The organism is Bacteroidales bacterium (assembly GCA_022647615.1).
Lineage (GTDB): Bacteria > Bacteroidota > Bacteroidia > Bacteroidales > UBA932 > Egerieousia.
In genome coordinates, this window is the sequence record JALCKZ010000001.1 from 1,456,669 (window position 1) to 1,473,666 (window position 16,998).

Here is a 16,998-nt window from a genome sequence, read left to right on the forward strand (position 1 = left end):
CAGTTAAGATTTGAGTATTTATACTCATTGATAAAGAACATATTAAGGAGTAATTTTGTAATCAGTTCAGATAACGTTTCATTGAGGGGGAAGAAAAAGAGAGAGACTGTCCTGAGGAAAATTATTACTTAACGTATAGGATATGAAAACTAGAAATTTTTTTGTTGCCGTTTTGGCAATAGTGGCGGCGTTAGTTGTGATGCCGCAGAATTCTGATGCACAGATTCTTAAGGGATTGGGAAAGAAGATTAAAGAGAAGGTTGAAGAGACTGCAAAGACTGCAAAGACTGCAAAGACAGATGCACCTGCCGCTACTACAGCCACAACATCTAGTTCAAATTCTTCAGAGGCAACTTCTACTCCTGCTAAAACCGGTGGGTATAAGTCCAATGACGGAGTGGTTGTGTCATATGGAAAAACTGGCAGAGAGGATATTACACCAAGATTTGTTTTGGAGGGAGAGGAAAATGGAGTATCTGTCCCAAAGCCGCAGCCGTGGTATATTGAGACTGAGCACAGTGATGATTATGGTGATGGTGTAGGGGGCAATCTTGTGAAGGGCAAGGTTACGGCAACTTTTGCAAACGGAGTTTTGACAATAAAGGGTACGGGAAAAATGAATGGGTATGATTCAGAGCCTCGCCCTTGGTTTGCCGTTAAGGATCAGATAGTTGAAGTTGTTGTAGAAGCCCCGATAAAAAATATCGGAGAGGGTGCTTTTCTTGGTTGCAAAAATCTTAAATCTGTGAAACTTCCGGCGGGTTTGTGCGAGATTGGCGCCAGCGCATTTGAATCATGTACTTCTCTCCAATCAATTACAATACCTAAAACTGTTCAAGAAATTGATTCCAAGGCGTTTGCAAATTGCCCTGCAAATATAACAGTAGTTCCCGGAAATGAGGAATATAAATCTGCAGGCGGAGTTCTCTTTTCCAGCAATCAGTTGTTATCTTGCCCAACAAGCAAAGCTGGAGATTACGTTGTTCCTGAAGGAACTACATATTTGGCATCCGGAGCTTTCAAATATTGCAAGGGACTTATATCTGTCACTTTGCCTTCAACTATGAAGAATTGGAACTATCTATCATTTGGTGCGTGCGAAAACCTTAAGACAGTGATATCCAAGCAGAAGGACCCAAGTCTTATCTATGCCTACGAGAATACATTTCTTGGTGTCGACTTAAAGAAAGTTACATTAATAATCCCAGCCGGGACAAAGGCCGACTATCTTAAATTAGGACACCCGTTTGATTGGTTTGGAACAATAATTGAAAAATAATTGAATTACAGGGAATTATCAAATTCCCTGTTTCTCTTTTCCTTCACGGATTTCCGTAGAGGAGATGTCTTCTAGAGGCGCGCCTTCCAAATAAGTTGCGCCGTACTTTTCACATAACTCTTTGACATCTGAGCCTTTGCGTGGATATACAGCAATCTTGTATTTCTCCAGAATTTGTTCACCCTTATACCATTTTGGCATTGCTGCATAACTGTCCGCTCCAACAATAAGCACAAAATTTGTGGCTGGTTCAAGCTTATGCAAATACTTGAGAGTCTTGTATGTATAAAGCGGTTCTTTCATTCTGAATTCAACATCTGAAACTTCAAGTCTCAGAATATGTCCGTTTATTTTATTTAGAATCCTCTCTGTGCTGTTGAATTTTCTTACAGCCTTTTTTAATGCCTCAAGTCTCGCGACAGGTTCTTCTAAATCTTTGGTTTTCTTAAAAGGATTGTGAGGGCTGAGTACCATTACAAAACGGTCAATATCACAGTTTTCCATTATGTACTTTGCAACGGCAATGTGTCCGTAGTGTAGAGGATTAAAAGATCCAAAATATAGAGCAGTGCGCATGACTTTAACAGTGTTTTATAAAAGGTTACTAATATGAGTTATATAAATCAAAAATGCCCCTATTGTGAGGCATTATAAAAATCAGTTACAATTTTTTCAGCTTGAGAAAATGAATCCTCAAGCTTGTCATTCACTATCACCTTGTCAAAGTGGGGGGCATAGGTCAATTCTTCTCTAGCTTTGGCAATCCTGGTTTCAATTGCAGTTTCACTGTCTGTTCCGCGATTGCGCAATCTCTCCTCTAGCACTTTAAGACTTGGCGGCTGAACAAATACCGCCATCGCCTGAGCTCCGTACAACTTCTTTAAATTGACTCCTCCCTTAACATCTATGTCAAAGAGGATTATGTGCCCTTTTGCCCAGATTCTTTCTACCTCGCTTTTTAGTGTGCCGTAAAAAGAGCCCGGATAAACTTCTTGATATTCAACAAGTTCTCCTGCCGCTATTCTGCGGCGGAATTCATCTGCACTTATAAAGTAATACTCTTTTCCGTTTTGTTCTGCACCGCGCGGAGCGCGTGAAGTTGCTGAAATTGAGAATTCCAGATATGGGAATTTCTCAAGCAAGTGTCCTACAATTGTACTTTTGCCGGCACCGCTTGGGGCAGAAAAAATTATTACTTTTTTATTTTCCATATTTTCACTAACTTCACTTTGTAACTGCAAAGTTACTAATTTTTATTATTTTTGCCGCGGTTTCCATGATGCCGGTTATGCATTTCTCTTGTTGTGGGCAATTTGGCAGATTATTTATTAGCGGCTTGGTTATTGCAGGCAAAGTCTGTCGGGAGGAAAATTAATGTTCCGTAAATTTATAAATAACTTTAAATACAAAGTAATATGGTATCTTACAAAGAGTTAGGCCTTGTGAATTCTAGAGAGATTTTTGCAAAGGCGGTAAAAGGCGGGTATGCAATTCCTGCGTTTAATTTTAACAACATGGAGCAGATGCAGGCCATCATCATGGCTTGTGTGGAGACCAAATCACCTGTAATTCTGCAGGTTTCAAAAGGAGCAAGACAGTATGCGAATCAGACGCTTCTTAGATATATGGCACAGGGTGCCGTTGAGTATGCAAAGGAGTTAGGATGCAATATTCCTATCGTTCTTCACCTGGATCACGGTGATTCATTTGAACTTTGCAAATCTTGCTGCGATCTTGGTTTTTCTTCCGTTATGATTGACGGTTCAAAACTTCCTTATGAACAGAATGTTGCAATCACAAAGCAAGTTGTTGAGTATGCACATAAATATGATGTTACCGTAGAGGGCGAGCTTGGAGTTCTTGCAGGTATTGAGGATGAGGTTCATTCTGAGACTCATACATACACAAGACCAGAGGACGTTGAGGACTTTGTAAAGAAGACCGGCGTTGATTCTCTTGCAATTTCTATTGGTACTTCACACGGTGCTTATAAATTTAAACCGGGCGTTAAACCTCATATCCGTTTGGACATTCTTCATGAGATTGAGAAGAGAATTCCTGGTTTCCCAATTGTACTTCACGGTTCATCCAGCGTCCCTCAAGACATTGTTGCTGAGATTAATCAGTACGGCGGCAAAATTAAGGATTCAGCGGGAGTACCTGAGGATCAGCTGAGAGAGGCTGCAAAGAGCGCTGTTTGCAAAATCAATATTGATAGCGACAGCCGTCTTGCAATGACCGCAGCAATACGCAAGGTATTTGTTGAGCATCCGGAGGAGTTTGACCCAAGAAAATATCTTGGACCAGCAAGAGAGAAGATGAAAGAGCTTTATATTCACAAGGTTAAGGTTGTTCTTGGTTCTGATAATAAAGCATAAATTGATTGCGGCTTAGGTCGCGACAGATTCTAAAAAGGTCGGCATTTTGCCGGCCTTTTTTCTTTGTATTTCATGCCTTGTGTATTTTTTCTACCTTTGCGCGCTCATGATAAAGGCGATATTTTTTGACATAGATGGAACGCTGGTTTCCTTTAAGACGCACAAGGTGCCCAAAGATAATATTGAGGCGCTTAAAGAGCTGAGGCGCAGGGGTATAAAAGTTTTTATCTCTACGGGAAGAATGTTGAAAATGACCTCTGTTGTGGACGGTATTGAGTTTGACGGATATGTTGCAAACAACGGTGCAACATGTTATGATTCAAGCAAGAAAATGATTTTTCACAGGCCGCTGCCTCAGGATCAGCTGGATGCAGTAGCGGCGCGGCTGGCAGACAAGAGCAAGCAGCAATTTGCACTCTCTTTCATGGGGCAAGATGACTACTATATCAATTGTCACTCTAAAGTGGCGGAAGAGATTGCAAGACAAGTAAATGTAGCTCCCCCAATTTTGATGCCCGTGAATGAAATCATAAAGAAAGAGATTTATCAGCTTTGTATTTATGTGCAAGGCAGCGAGTTGCAGAAAATTTTGGATGAGACTCTTACAAAGTGTGACGGCTCTGCATGGAATCCTCTGTTTGCGGATGTAAATGAGAAAGGCATTACAAAGGAGTATGGCATTGATAGAATTTTGGAACATTTCAATTTGAAACTCTCTGATACAATGTCATTTGGAGATGGAGCTAATGATATTCCCATGCTGCGTCATACGGCGCTGAGCGTTTGTATGGGCAATGCAACTGCGGAGGTTGAAAAAGCATCAGATTATAAAACTGATACTGTTGACAACGGCGGAATTGTTTCTGCCCTCAGACATTACAGCGTTTTGTAGCAAGCTCGCAAAAATGGTTTGCGATATGTGTTTTAAAGCGCACTTTTGTCGCATTTGTGTCAAATTGTCCTTTTATCAGCGGTGGCAAAGAAATTGCCGTATTAGTGCCGGCCGCATGGCCGTATTTTTAATGTTTAAAATTTTTTAGAGATGTTTAATATTAATCACGATAGTAAAAATAAAGAGGAGAAGAAGGATATTAAGGTTGAACAACAAGCTGAGAACAAAGCTGTTGCAGAGGATAACGGAAAGAAGGAGGAGCAGGCGGAAAAGAGCGCCGCAACAGTAACTGACAAGAATGAGGGAAAAGCAGGAGAGTGCAAATCAGAGAGTGGTGAGCAGAAAGAGGGCAACGTGGAGAATAAGAAGGAGGAAAAGAGAGAGGAGAAGCGGGAAGAACAGCCGGAAACTCCTGAGCAGAAGCTAAATAAAGAGATTGAAAAACTTAAGAAAGATCAGGCGGAGGATAAGGACAGGTATTTGAGATTGGCGGCTGAGTTTGACAATTTCAGGCGCCGTACTGCAAAAGAGAGATTGGAGCTGATAGAGACTGCAAGCGAGGGTGTTATAAAGAGCATACTCCCGATAGTAGATGACTTTGAGAGAGCTATTGCAGTACTTAAGGACTCTAAAGATTCCGATGCGGCAAAGCAGGGTACTGAGCTGATATACAAGAAGATGATGGAGATGCTCAAGAACCGCGGAGTGACTGTGATTGAAGCTATAGGGAAGGATTTGAATACAGATGAGCATGAGGCGATAGCGCAGATTCCTGCTAAAGATCCTAAGCAAAAAGGTAAAATTGTTGAGATTGCTCAGCAGGGTTACAAGCTGAACGGCAAGGTTATACGCTTTGCAAAAGTTGTAATGGGAAATTAATCTTTAACTATCCTTGCGGAGTAATAAACTGTCGGGATAAAAAATTGAATATTAGAGGATTATTAAATGGCTGATAAAAGAGATTATTATGAAGTGCTGGGGGTGAGCAAGACCGCAAGCGCTGATGAGATAAAGAAGGCTTATAGACAGATGGCCCTTAAGTATCATCCCGATAGGAATCCGGGTGATAAAGCTGCCGAGGAGAAATTCAAGGAGGCTGCGGAGGCTTATGATATTCTCTCAAATCCGGAGAAAAGGCAGAGGTATGATCAGTTTGGATTTGCCGGAACAAGCAGTGCCGCGGGCGGAGGATTTTCAGGCGGCGGTTTCTCTATGGACGACATTTTCAGCCAGTTTGGAGATATATTCGGAGGACATTTCGGAGGCGGTTCTGCGCGCGGAGGCTTTGGCGGATTTGGTGATTTCTTTGGCGGATTTGGCGGCGGAGATGATGAAGGAGGACGCGGAGGCAGAGTGGAGAGAGGCAGCGATATACGCATAAGAATCAAATTGACCCTTGCTGAAGTTTTGCACGGGGTAGAGAAGAAAATTAAAATCAATAAACTTGTAACGTGCCCGGATTGTGGTGGTAAAGGCGCTGCAAGTGAGGCAGATATAAAGACATGTCCCGATTGTAAAGGACGCGGAATTGTGACAAAAGTAGTCCGTACAATTCTTGGACAGATGCAGACAACTACAACATGTCCGCGTTGTAACGGCACGGGTAAAATTGTTTCCAAGCCATGTAAGAAGTGCGGCGGTTCCGGCCTGGTAAAAGCTCCGGAGGAGATTAGCTTTAAGGTTCCTGCGGGTGTTGCGCAAGGCATGCAGCTTACGGTGCGCGGCAAAGGAAATGCAGCTCCTCACGGTGGAGTTAACGGAGATTTGCTGGTTGTTATAGAGGAGGGGCAAGATCCTAATTTCCAGAGAGATGGAAATGATTTGCTTTACTCTTTGTTTGTAAGCGTTCCGGATGCTATTACCGGATGTGATGCGGAAATTCCTGCAATTGACGGCAAGCTTAGAATCAAAGTTGCTCCGGGAACACAGAGCGGCAGTATATTGAGACTCAGAGGGAAAGGTGTACCGGATGTTAACGGCTACGGAGCTGGAGATATGTTGATTGCCGTAAATGTCTGGATTCCAAAGAATCTGACTTCAGAAGAAAAAAAGACGATAGAAAAATTAAAATCTTCCCCTTCATTTGAACCAAAGCCGGGCAGCGATGACAAAGGTTTCTTTGACAGACTAAAAGGCAAGTTTAAATAGAAGATAATGAAGCTATTAAAAATATTCGTGTCCCTGATTTGCGTCTGTTGTTCTTCTTTTTTACAGGCGCAGAATTTTATTTTTCCTCTAGATAATTACTACGGCATTGCCGGCAATTACGGCGAATTAAGAGGAGGACATTTTCACTGCGGATTAGATTTAAAAACCGGAGGTTCTGTCGGGAAGAAAGTATATGCTGCCCAAAATGGCTATATATCAAGGCTTTCTGTTACTTCCACCGGATTCGGAAATATGATTACTATTAATCATCCGGGTGGCTATCAGACAATTTACGGACATTTGCTAAAGTTTGCACCTGCTCTTCAGGCGCGGCTTAGAAAGAATCAGTATAGAACTCAAACTTGGGAACAGAGCATTTATTTTGGACCTAGAGAGTTTCCGGTGAAGAAAGGAGATTTTATTGCATATAGCGGGAACTCAGGCTCTTCCGGCGGTCCGCACCTGCATTTTGAAGTTCGCAGCCCGCAGGGGATTCCAATGAATCTTTTGATTGGAGGGAAGGGCGGAGTAAAATCCAAGCCGGTTGTTAAAGTAAGCGGAACTCCTGCAGGAAGTGCTTTTATCAGTCTTGTTAAAGATACCGTAAAGCCTGTGATTAACAGCGTCTTATTCTTTGGACACGCTAATATTATCGGGACTCCGTACTCATATCTGATTGAGCGTCCGAGAAAGTCAAATGCAATGCTGCTTCCAAAATATTCTTACGTTGCTATTGACGCCATAGATTATATTAATGGAAATTACGCAAGATTAGGCATTTACAGATATCAAGTATTTTTGGACAGGACTCCGGTATTTACTTTTACTGAGGGAAATATTCCTTATTCAACTGGGAAGTACATAACATCTTTGCTTGAGTATTCTCAAAGATATTACCGCGGACGTACTTATGTGAAGAGCTATCTTGAACCTGGTAATAGACTTAAGGATAGAATAGTAGCCGTTAATGACGGATTGATAGTTCTTAATGATGATGAGTTTCATAATGTCCGCGTTGTTGTTTATGATGTGTATGGTAATTCATCTGAAAAATCTTTTTTGGTTAAAAGAGATGAAGTCATTTATAAAAACAGAGTGCCTTATCCTCCAAAGGGAGTTTTTATGGGTTGGGTGAGCGCAAATTCTTATAAAACCAAAGGGACTTGAAATCAATATCCCGATGGGTGCTTTATACTCCTCCATGTTCTTTACTGCTGATACCGTAAGGTTCAGAGCTACAAGATATTCCCCGCTTTGGGAAATAGGCAATCCTACAGTTCCTATGCACAATTTTGCAGAGGTTAAAATGTCGGCGAAAGTTCCGCAGCGGCTGGTGAACAAGGCGGTGCTTGCAATGCGTGACGGAAGAGGATATCTTTATTATTCCGGCGGCACATACAGTTATGCAAAACAACAGATGACGGCATATATCAGCTCTTTTGGAAAGTATTGTGTAACAGTTGATACTACAGCTCCGCGCGCATCTTTTAAATTCGCCGACGGGGCAAGAATAAGGTCTGATGCCGCTGGCATAAGAATTGGAGATAATCTGTCGGGAGTAAGAGATTATAAAGTGGAGATAGACGGGCATTGGGTGGTTGCAGAGTTTGATGCCAAAAACGCGCAGCTGAACGTGCCGCTTGCTGATGCGCGCATTGCGCATGGTACCAAGCACTTAATGAAGGTTTCATTAGTAGACATGGTAGGAAACAGGAGGGAAGCTACAAGGAAATTTGTGTGGTAGGGGAGGCGCTACTTGAGGACTTTTTCATAACTTGCACAATATAAAGGATATAATAATTTAAAAGATTTTCAATTATGACAATGGGTGGAGGTTTTGTTCTGATAGCAATAATTGGTGTTATTGGAATGATTGTACAATCAAGATTGAAGAGCGTCTTCAACAAGTACTCTAAGGTTATGGCTCCGGGCGGATTGACCGGCGCTCAGTTTGCACAAAAAATGCTGGACGGCAACGGAATCAGAGATGTAAAGGTTACTGCCATAGGTGGCAGTCTTACAGACCATTACAATCCGGCAAACAAGACCCTTAATTTGAGCGAGAGCGTTTATGGTTCAAATAGTGTTGCGGCTGCGGCTGTTGCATGCCATGAGTGCGGTCACGCTCTGCAGCATGCACAGGGATATGCTCCGCTTAGATTGCGTTCGGCCTTGGTTCCTGTAGTTAATTTCTCATCCATGCTATCTCAAATAGTCATTATCATAGGAATCTTGTTAATCAACGTTTTCCCGGCTTTGTTCTGGATTGGAATTTTGATGTTTGCAATGGTGCTGGTATTTAGCGTTGTTACTTTGCCGGTGGAGTATAATGCTTCCCACCGTGCGCTTGCATGGCTGCAATCTTCTCATTCTCTGACTCCTGTAGAAGTTGATCAGGCACGCGAAACTTTAATGTGGGCTGCCCGTACTTATGTCGTTGCCGCACTTTCCGCTCTTGCAACATTGCTTTATTACATCAGCTTTGCCGGAAGAAGATAAATCTTTTGCATGATGAAGTCTTTGAAAAAAACTTACGACTTTAAAAATGGCGTAAGAGTAATTGGCTTGATGTCAGGTACTTCTCTTGACGGAATTGATTTTTGTTATGTGGAGTTTAAGTATCTTTCAGGCAAGTGGAACTATAAAATCATAAAGGCTGAAGACGAGTCATATCCGCAACAGCTTAAAGATAAGTTAAATACAGCTCAAAATTTTTCAGCGCTGGAATATGCGCGGCTGAATTCAGATTACGGCTTGTATCTTGGCGAGCGTATAAAGGCTTTTATGGAGCGCAATGGTATTGATCCAGACAAAGTTGACATTATTGCAAGTCACGGTCAGACAATCTTTCATCAGCCTGAAATTCAATTTACAGGACAGATTGGGAGCGGCGCCGGGATTGCTGCAAAAACCGGAGTTGACACTGTTTGCGATTTTAGAACAACCGACGTTGCCCTTGGAGGTCAAGGTGCTCCGCTGGTTCCGATAGGCGACCGGAATCTTTTTGGAGAGTATGATTATTGTCTGAATCTTGGAGGGTTCTCAAATATTTCTTTTGAGAATTCTAAGAAAACGGCTGATGGCAAGAGCGTTGCAGTGAGGACAGCGTTTGACATATCTCCTGTAAATTACGTTCTTAACTACTACATGAGGACAATAGGGAAGGAATATGACAAGGACGGAGCATTGGCCCGCAGCGGAAAAATCTGTCGGGAACTCCTTGACAAACTTAATAATTTACCTTTTTATACACAGAAGGGTCCCAAGTCTCTTGGGCGCGAATGGGTTGAGAATGAGGTCATTCCTTTGATTGAATCTTTTAAGCTCCCGATAGAGGATAAACTTTGTACTTTCTGCGAGCATGCCGCAATGCAGACTTCTAAAAATGTAGCGGCCGGGGAAAATGGCGCTGTTAGCAGAGTTTTGGTTACTGGCGGCGGAGCGTTCAATAAATATCTGATGGAGCGCATGCAGGCGCAAGCACCTCAGTGCGAGTATGTTATACCGGACAAGCTGACGGTAAACTTTAAGGAGGCTCTGATTTTTGCCTTTCTTGGAGCTTTGTATATTGCTGATATTCCAAATTGTATGAGTTCCGTTACGGGGGCTGCGTATGACTGCATCGGAGGCGCAATGTATAAGGCGGGAGGGGAGAGGTAACATCCTATAAATCTGTCGTGAGTAATAGAAATTTAATTTTGGATAAAAGAAAAAAAATCATACATTTGCAGTCCCAAAACGGAGGCAACCTCTTCCAAGCACCTTGGGAAAAGGTTATAAGGCCGTAAAAACTTGATTTAAAGTGTTTTATTTGTGAGCCCGATTAATTGAAATGTTGCCTGATTAATATTTAAAGAGATGGATTTAATTAAAGTTGCTCAGCAGGCGTTTGCCGGAGAGAAAAAAGAATTCCCTGCATTTAAGGCAGGAGACACAGTAACAGTCACTTACAAAATTAAAGAGGGTGACAAAGAGAGACTGCAGAGTTTCAGGGGCGTAGTTATTCAACGCCGCGGAGCAGGTGTTACTCAAACATTTACAGTAAGAAAAATTTCCAGCGGTGTTGGAGTTGAAAGGATATTTCCTTTATACTCTCCATTCATTGAGACCATTACAATGGAGAAAGCCGGAAAGGTTAGAAGAGCTAGAATCTTCTATTTGAGAGAGTTAACAGGTAAGAAAGCAAGAATTAAGGAGAAGGGTTTGAGCCGCGTAGAGGAGGAATTTGATGAGGAGCAGAAGGCTAAAATCAAAGAGGCAAAGATGAAGATTGCCGCAGAGAATAAGGCAGCTGAAGCTAAGGCTGCTGCTGAGGCTAAGAAGAAAGAGGCTGCTGCTCAGGCAGCTGCAGCAAAGAAAAGAGCTGAAGAGGCTGCTGCAAAGAAAGCCGGAGCTGCAAAGAAATAAAGGTTGACCCTGCAAAGGGTCAGTTTTTTAACCGGCCCCGTAGCGCAACTGAATAGAGCATCACACTACGGATGTGAGGGTTGTAGGTTTGAATCCTATCGGGGTCACGAGGAGAAAAACAGCATCATACGATGCTGTTTTTTTTTGCCTTGCCACGAAGCGGCAAGGCAATTAGGGGTTTACGCGGCTACCGCCGCGAGGGATACACCGGCACTGTGTGCCGGGCCTTCGGCTTGTTATTATCACTCTGCGCAGCAGTGTGTGCTAGTACTTATCAATAGAAGAAATCTCCTGTAAGGATTTCAGAGATTTTTCACGTTGAGCATCATCCGGATATCCAACGGCAAGCATAAGCCAAATCTTGCGACTGCTGGGGACTTGCAGCAACTTCTTGATTTTGCCCTCATTAAACCATCCCATGATACATGTGCCAAGTCCAAGATCGGCAGCCCTCAAGCAGAAATTCTCAATGGCCAGACCAATATCCATCTGCTTGTAATCTTTTCTGTGCAGCACAATATCCACATTATTAATGGCTTTAGTCTTTTCCGTGACTACGGCTACAAATGCAGGAACTCCCTTTGCAAACCCATTCATCCCCATAAATGCCGCTGCATTTTGTACCTCCTTTAATAGCTCAGGTTTTTGAACAACTACAAATTTCCACTCCTGCGCATTATTGGCTGATGGTGCAAGTCTTGCAGCATCAATGCATTGCATTATTTTTTCTATCTCAACAGGTGTACTTTTGTATTTTCTGTTGCTTTGCCTTTTATTGATCGCATCTATTAATTCCATAGCATATATATTTAAACGTTTGTGAATTTATTTCTGTGCTTGACAATTGTTTTCATATGGTTCTGAGCCCATTCTGTGAGCTGGGCAATTAGCGGCAGCAAAGACTTGCCAACATCAGTAAGGCGGTACTCAACTTTTGGAGGAACAACCGGGTAAATTTTGCGTGCAATAATATCGTCAGCCTCAAGTGTTTTTAGGGTTCCTGACATTACGCGCGGAGAAACATCCGGTATCATTTTGCAGAGTTCATTAAACCTCGCAACCCCTTTTTCATTTATCTCCAAAATGATCAATATGGCCCATTTATTTCCGAATCTGGCTATTACATTGCGTACCGGACACATTTCAATAAATGTATTTTTCTCCTCCTTTTTCTTCATCTCTTAAAATATTTTAAGTTATTTTATTCGTCCAATTATCTGTAAATCAGCAATACTTACTTATAAGTAACTATGTGAATTTATTATTAGTTCTTGACAAGCCTCTTTTTCCGTTTTATCTTTGCACTATTAAATAAATAGTAAGTAATTATTACAAAGTTACTATTAATTTTTTAAAAGCAAATTATTTAAGATATAAATTTATTGTATAACATTAAAAATTAAAGAATTATGGCAAAGAAAACTGCTGTCTTGGCTCTTAACCCTGTTAACGGTTATGGCCTGTTTAACTACTTGGAGAATTTTTATGAGCATCAAATACCTTATAAGGTTTTTGCCGTTGCAACATCAACTCACATTAAAACTAATTCAAGAATCCAGATTGAGGCTGATGATGTTATTGCCAACCTAAAAGGGCATGCCGCAGATTATGACGCGCTTATTTTTGCTTGCGGAGATGCAACTCCGGTATTTGCACAGCATGTCGGGGAGAAGCATAATCAAGACATGCTTGCTGTTATAAAAGAGTTTGCCGATGCGAGTAAATTAATGATTGGACACTGTGCTGCTGCAATGTATTTTGAAATGTCCGGAGCAGCCAGTGGTAAAAAGTTTGCAATTCATCCTCTTGCAAAAGCAGCTTTGAGCAAGAATACAGCTTTGGATGATAAGACTTCTATTGATGGTAATTTCTACACAGCTCAGTGTGAGCATGATGTTGCCGCTCTAATGCCTGCAATTTTGAAGGCACTTAAATAGAGCATCACACTACGGATGAAATCCGCGAAGCCGCGCCGGAGGCGCGTGCCTCTTGCGCACGAAGTGCGCTTAACCACAAGGCGTTGCGGTACTTTATGCCGCAACGCTTAGCACATTCTGCATCGCAGAATGTGTTTTTTGTATTACCTTTATGGCACCAAAACCAATCTGTGTCTTTATTGTACTGAATAATTATTAAAACGTTTTATATGAATAAATCATTATTATCAACTTTATGCACGGCTGCTGCAGTTTTGTGCGTATCTGCATCTTTTGCACAATCTCCTGTTAAATATGCAATTAACGGGAAAATAGATGCTTCTCAGAATGGGAAAAAAGTTTACTTGTTGTTTATGACTCAAGGGAGAGCACCTAAAGACTCTGCAACTGTTGTAAATGGAACTTTTAAAATGGCTGGAACATCTATCTATAAGGATGTTGCGTATATACGCTCATCTGATAACACTAAGATGTCAGCCGTAATTTTAGAAGGTACTCCAATTTCCGTGGATTTAAATAGCAATCAATCTTACGCTAAAGGTGGAAAATTGACCACAAAGTTTAATGAATATTTGCAGGCTAAAGATCTCATTTTAAAGAAAGCTGATGAATTACACTATAATGACTTGATGAAGGAATATGGCAGCGCAGGTGTGACTGCAGAACGTAAAGATGCTATCTTAAAGATTATTACTGACTCTCTGCAAAAACCTTCTGAAGAACTTGCAAAGAAAACTTTGTATGATAATTTGGATAATATTCTTGGCGCCTGCATGTTACTTCATGAATACCAGGCAGACGATGAGGAGACCGCACAAATACTTTCCAAGGCGGGAAAAGAGTTTCTTTCTTTCAAACCTATAGTAAAGATGAAAGCGAGAATGGATTTGGTTGCGGCTACCGGAGTAGGTAAGCATTTCACTGATTTTGAACAGGCTGATCCTGAGGGTAAAATGCACAAATTGTCAGATTATGCAGGCAAAGGAAATTATGTTCTTGTAGATTTCTGGGCTTCATGGTGCGGTCCTTGTCGTGAGGAAATGCCTAATAATGTGGCTCTTTATGAGAAATATCACTCAAAAGGATTTGAAATTCTTGGTGTCTCTTTGGATAGTAAAAAAGAGAATTGGGTTAGCGGCATAGCAAAGCTTGGAATGAAGTGGCCGCAAATCTCTGATTTACAGTATTGGAAGAATGCCGCCTCTGCAGCTTACGGAGTTAATTCAATTCCGGCAACTGTTCTTATAGGTCCCGACGGAATTATTGTTGCAAGAGGATTGAGAGGAGAGGAGCTTGCTGCCAAGCTGGCTGAGATTTACAAGTAATATTCTGATTACAAAAAGTTTATAAAAGACTCTCTTTCTTTAAGGGAGTCTTTTATTTTTCTGCAGGCGGCAGAGCCTGGAAGTGGCGAGTGGTGTAAACTTGTATTAGATAAATGCCCCCGACAATAACCGCGATATAGTAAGGAGCTGTTAATGCATTGCTAAACAGCTTGTTGCCTAGTGCGGAAATATAGATGGGAGAAAGAAATTGACCAAGGTATAGGCTTGCAGAAATAAGCGGCATAACTGTGGTGACTGCATCCTTTCCCCCTTTGATTGAGGCAATTGTGTTCAAGTAAGGTATGCCGGCGCCGTTTGCAATTCCTATTATTGCAGAACCGGCCAGCAGTGCCCATAATTCTCCCGACAGAATAAAAATCAGGTAGCCAATAATGAATCCGCAGGGTGCAAAATATTTCATCTGCATACGGAAAATTTGCATCATTCGTCCAAAGCAAAGTCCTACAAAGAAGGCGATTACATCTAGTGCAACCATTATGATTGTGACGGCATTGAGAGATAAAGCGGTTTGTTTTCCCGCAATCATTGCAAAATTGCTTGGATAAACAAAGAACAAGCTCATGCACAAAAACATTCCTATTACAGAGGGATGGAACTTCTTTATGCGGGCGCAAAAGCTTGGAATTTGAATGTCACTTTTCCCTCCCAATCTTTCATTTGGAAGGAATATGGCGACCATTGCAACGGCAATAAAACCAAGCAGATATACAAGAAAAGAGAAGTTCCATGAAATGTTTGCGAGCATACCTGCAAGCAGGGTTGCAACCACTCCGCCCATCTGATTCATAGCTGCGGAGAGTCCCATTAGCTCCGCCTGTTTCTCCGGAGGAAAATAAAATGACAGCAAACCCGTGGAGAGAGGCATTATCATGCCAACGCTCACACCTAGTATTGCTCTGAAAATTAGAATAATATAAATATCGTTGGAGAAGAACGGGATTGTCCCGCAAATAGCATAAATGAGCAGTCCAATTAGCGCAAGGGTCCTTGTTTTAAAAAGTTTGCAAAAATAAGGGAACGCCAGATTAGTAAAGACTATAAATAGTGCAGGAATGCTGATAATGAATTGGATAAGCAGATTAGGAGTTCCGGCAAAATGCTCTTTGATAACTCCAAGCGCAGGAGCAATTGCTGCTCCGGCCATTACGGTCAGCAGCGACATTGACAAGATAGATGCTGTAAGATACTTTGAAATATTTTTCATGTAAACAACTTTTAAATAATAAATCTTCAGTTGCTTACAATCACACAAGACCTTCAGTCGCTTACGATTTTGGTGCGGCAAAGGTGCGAAAATTCTGAACACTTTTCAAAAAAAAGTTGCTGAAATTTGTGCTAGTATGCAATATTGAATACAGCTATATCACTTTGAGTACCAATGCGGAACGGCGGTCCAAACAGGGAGAGGCCGCTTGATACGTAAATGTTACTATTGCCCCATTTTTTATACCCGTGGCTTTGTTCAAATATTTTATCTGTTATCCAGCTTATTGGCCACACTTGTCCGTGATGTGTATGTCCGCTGAACTGCAAGTTTATTCCTTCTTCCTGAGTTTCAGATAAGCGGCGCGGCTGATGGTCCAGTAAAATTGTAGGCTTTCCCCTGTCGGCAGAGCTCATGAGTTCTTTTAGACTTTTCCGGCTGCTGTTTGTATAATCATCTCTTCCAATGATTTGCAGGCTATCCTTTAATGTTAGTACTGTATCTCTCAGCAGACGGATTTGGGTGCTGCCGATGAACTTTGCGCTCTCATTTATCCCGCTGTAATACTCATGATTGCCGGGGACCATGTAAATGCCGAGGGGCGCTTTCAGCTTATCTATTTCCTCCTTCATATTTTGCTCATATAGAGGAGCTACGCTGTTGTCAATCAAATCTCCTCCTATAAGGATTATATCGGGATGTTGTGCATTTATCATTTTAACATAACGCTGCAAAGCTTTTTTTCTTGTCCCGTTTCCTAGATGCAAATCGCTGAATGCCAGTATTTTTAAATGATGCTGTCCATTATCCTTGAGGGTAATTTTAATGTTGTTGATTTTTGGATGTCTGTAATTGATGTAGCCGTATGTCAATGCAAGGCAGGTTATTATAACTGATGTTATAAAACCGTAATTGTAGTGGACGCCGCAAAGCTTCAGAATATCAAATATTAGCAAGAGCAGGAATAAGTATAGCGTAACAATCAGCCAGCTGTTTCCTACTTCATATACAATTCCTGATAGAGCTGACGGTAATTTTGCATTGCGCGCAAAGAAGCTGATAAACAATAATATAACACAAACCCAAAACAGAATTGCAAGAGTTATTTTTAAACCTGTCGGGAACAAGGTTACTGCTTGCGCTCCGCGTATAAAGATGTATACGTTTGCTCCAATATAGCTTAGCAGAATGATTATGAATATGATTGGCATTGCGGCAAAGGTAAGGCAAAAAAAAGCAATGCGATTTTTCGCATTGCTTTTTTTGTGCCCGAGACAAGAGTCGAACTTGCACACCGTTACCGGCACTACTCCCTGAAAGTAGCGTGTCTGCCATTTCACCACTCGGGCGCTGCTTTGGACCGGATTTCTCCGGTTGGGGTTGCAAAGATAGTATTTTTAGGGCTTA

General features: G+C 41.7%; 16 protein-coding genes, 2 tRNA genes and 3 pseudogenes. 14 read left to right on the plus strand and 7 right to left on the minus strand.

Annotated features, from left to right (window positions below; genetic code table 11):
- Positions 1–142: 142 nt before the first annotated feature.
- Positions 143–1,279, plus strand: a complete 1,137-nt coding sequence (locus LKM37_06355; GenBank protein MCI1720618.1) for a leucine-rich repeat domain-containing protein — start codon at positions 143–145, stop codon at positions 1,277–1,279.
- An 18-nt stretch (positions 1,280–1,297) separates the two neighbouring features.
- Here the strand turns inward: LKM37_06355 and nadD are convergent, their stop codons facing one another.
- On the minus strand, positions 1,298–1,855 hold the full coding sequence (gene nadD, locus LKM37_06360; GenBank protein MCI1720619.1) for a nicotinate (nicotinamide) nucleotide adenylyltransferase: 558 nt from the start codon (positions 1,853–1,855) through the stop codon (positions 1,298–1,300).
- Between the two features lie 59 nt (positions 1,856–1,914).
- Entirely contained in the window at positions 1,915–2,490 is a 576-nt protein-coding gene (gmk, locus tag LKM37_06365) for a guanylate kinase (GenBank protein MCI1720620.1), read from the minus strand.
- A gap of 204 nt (positions 2,491–2,694) precedes the next feature.
- Here gmk and LKM37_06370 point away from each other — a divergent pair, with 204 nt between their 5' ends.
- The 10 genes and pseudogenes from LKM37_06370 to LKM37_06415 all read left to right on the plus strand — a co-directional run bounded on the left by LKM37_06370 (position 2,695) and on the right by LKM37_06415 (position 11,211).
- Positions 2,695–3,657 (plus strand): class II fructose-1,6-bisphosphate aldolase, encoded by a 963-nt coding sequence (locus LKM37_06370; GenBank protein MCI1720621.1) that lies wholly within the window; start codon positions 2,695–2,697, stop codon positions 3,655–3,657.
- A 106-nt stretch (positions 3,658–3,763) separates the two neighbouring features.
- Positions 3,764–4,549, plus strand: coding sequence for a Cof-type HAD-IIB family hydrolase (locus LKM37_06375; GenBank protein MCI1720622.1), 786 nt, complete (start codon positions 3,764–3,766; stop codon positions 4,547–4,549).
- Between the two features lie 150 nt (positions 4,550–4,699).
- On the plus strand, positions 4,700–5,428 hold the full coding sequence (locus tag LKM37_06380; protein ID MCI1720623.1) for a nucleotide exchange factor GrpE: 729 nt from the start codon (positions 4,700–4,702) through the stop codon (positions 5,426–5,428).
- A gap of 66 nt (positions 5,429–5,494) precedes the next feature.
- Positions 5,495–6,697 (plus strand): molecular chaperone DnaJ, encoded by a 1,203-nt coding sequence (gene dnaJ / locus LKM37_06385; protein ID MCI1720624.1) that lies wholly within the window; start codon positions 5,495–5,497, stop codon positions 6,695–6,697.
- A 6-nt stretch (positions 6,698–6,703) separates the two neighbouring features.
- Positions 6,704–7,864, plus strand: a complete 1,161-nt coding sequence (locus tag LKM37_06390) for a M23 family metallopeptidase (protein MCI1720625.1) — start codon at positions 6,704–6,706, stop codon at positions 7,862–7,864.
- Positions 7,865–7,877: 13 nt separating this feature from the next.
- Positions 7,878–8,441 carry a hypothetical protein gene (locus LKM37_06395; protein ID MCI1720626.1) on the plus strand — a complete coding sequence of 188 codons (564 nt, stop codon included), beginning with the start codon at positions 7,878–7,880 and terminating at the stop codon, positions 8,439–8,441.
- Between the two features lie 74 nt (positions 8,442–8,515).
- Complete coding sequence (locus tag LKM37_06400; GenBank protein ID MCI1720627.1) at positions 8,516–9,196, plus strand: zinc metallopeptidase; 681 nt, start codon at positions 8,516–8,518, stop codon at positions 9,194–9,196.
- Positions 9,197–9,205: 9 nt separating this feature from the next.
- A complete protein-coding gene (locus LKM37_06405) occupies positions 9,206–10,357 on the plus strand; it encodes an anhydro-N-acetylmuramic acid kinase (protein MCI1720628.1) in 1,152 nt (383 codons plus the stop codon).
- A gap of 198 nt (positions 10,358–10,555) precedes the next feature.
- Positions 10,556–10,894 (plus strand): annotated as a pseudogene (gene rplS, locus LKM37_06410) (50S ribosomal protein L19).
- Between the two features lie 243 nt (positions 10,895–11,137).
- Positions 11,138–11,211, plus strand: a tRNA-Arg gene (locus tag LKM37_06415).
- A 157-nt stretch (positions 11,212–11,368) separates the two neighbouring features.
- Here LKM37_06415 and LKM37_06420 read toward each other — a convergent pair.
- Together LKM37_06420 and LKM37_06425 are read right to left on the minus strand one after the other, a co-directional pair.
- Positions 11,369–11,902 (minus strand): nitroreductase family protein, encoded by a 534-nt coding sequence (locus LKM37_06420; protein MCI1720629.1) that lies wholly within the window; start codon positions 11,900–11,902, stop codon positions 11,369–11,371.
- 11 nt (positions 11,903–11,913) lie between these two features.
- Entirely contained in the window at positions 11,914–12,282 is a 369-nt protein-coding gene (locus LKM37_06425) for a helix-turn-helix transcriptional regulator (GenBank protein ID MCI1720630.1), read from the minus strand.
- Positions 12,283–12,513: 231 nt separating this feature from the next.
- Between LKM37_06425 and LKM37_06430 the strand changes: the two genes are divergently transcribed.
- The 3 genes and pseudogenes from LKM37_06430 to LKM37_06440 all read left to right on the plus strand — a co-directional run bounded on the left by LKM37_06430 (position 12,514) and on the right by LKM37_06440 (position 14,366).
- On the plus strand, positions 12,514–13,041 hold the full coding sequence (locus LKM37_06430; GenBank protein ID MCI1720631.1) for a DJ-1/PfpI family protein: 528 nt from the start codon (positions 12,514–12,516) through the stop codon (positions 13,039–13,041).
- 353 nt (positions 13,042–13,394) lie between these two features.
- A pseudogene (locus LKM37_06435) lies at positions 13,395–13,538 on the plus strand (DUF4369 domain-containing protein).
- 447 nt (positions 13,539–13,985) lie between these two features.
- Positions 13,986–14,366 (plus strand): annotated as a pseudogene (locus LKM37_06440) (TlpA family protein disulfide reductase).
- A 52-nt stretch (positions 14,367–14,418) separates the two neighbouring features.
- Here the strand turns inward: LKM37_06440 and LKM37_06445 are convergent.
- From LKM37_06445 to LKM37_06455, 3 genes are all read right to left on the minus strand, one after another.
- A complete protein-coding gene (locus LKM37_06445; GenBank protein ID MCI1720632.1) occupies positions 14,419–15,591 on the minus strand; it encodes an MFS transporter in 1,173 nt (390 codons plus the stop codon).
- 131 nt (positions 15,592–15,722) lie between these two features.
- A complete protein-coding gene (locus tag LKM37_06450; GenBank protein MCI1720633.1) occupies positions 15,723–16,802 on the minus strand; it encodes a metallophosphoesterase in 1,080 nt (359 codons plus the stop codon).
- A 55-nt stretch (positions 16,803–16,857) separates the two neighbouring features.
- A tRNA-Leu gene (locus tag LKM37_06455) sits at positions 16,858–16,940 on the minus strand.
- Positions 16,941–16,998: the final 58 nt, after the last annotated feature.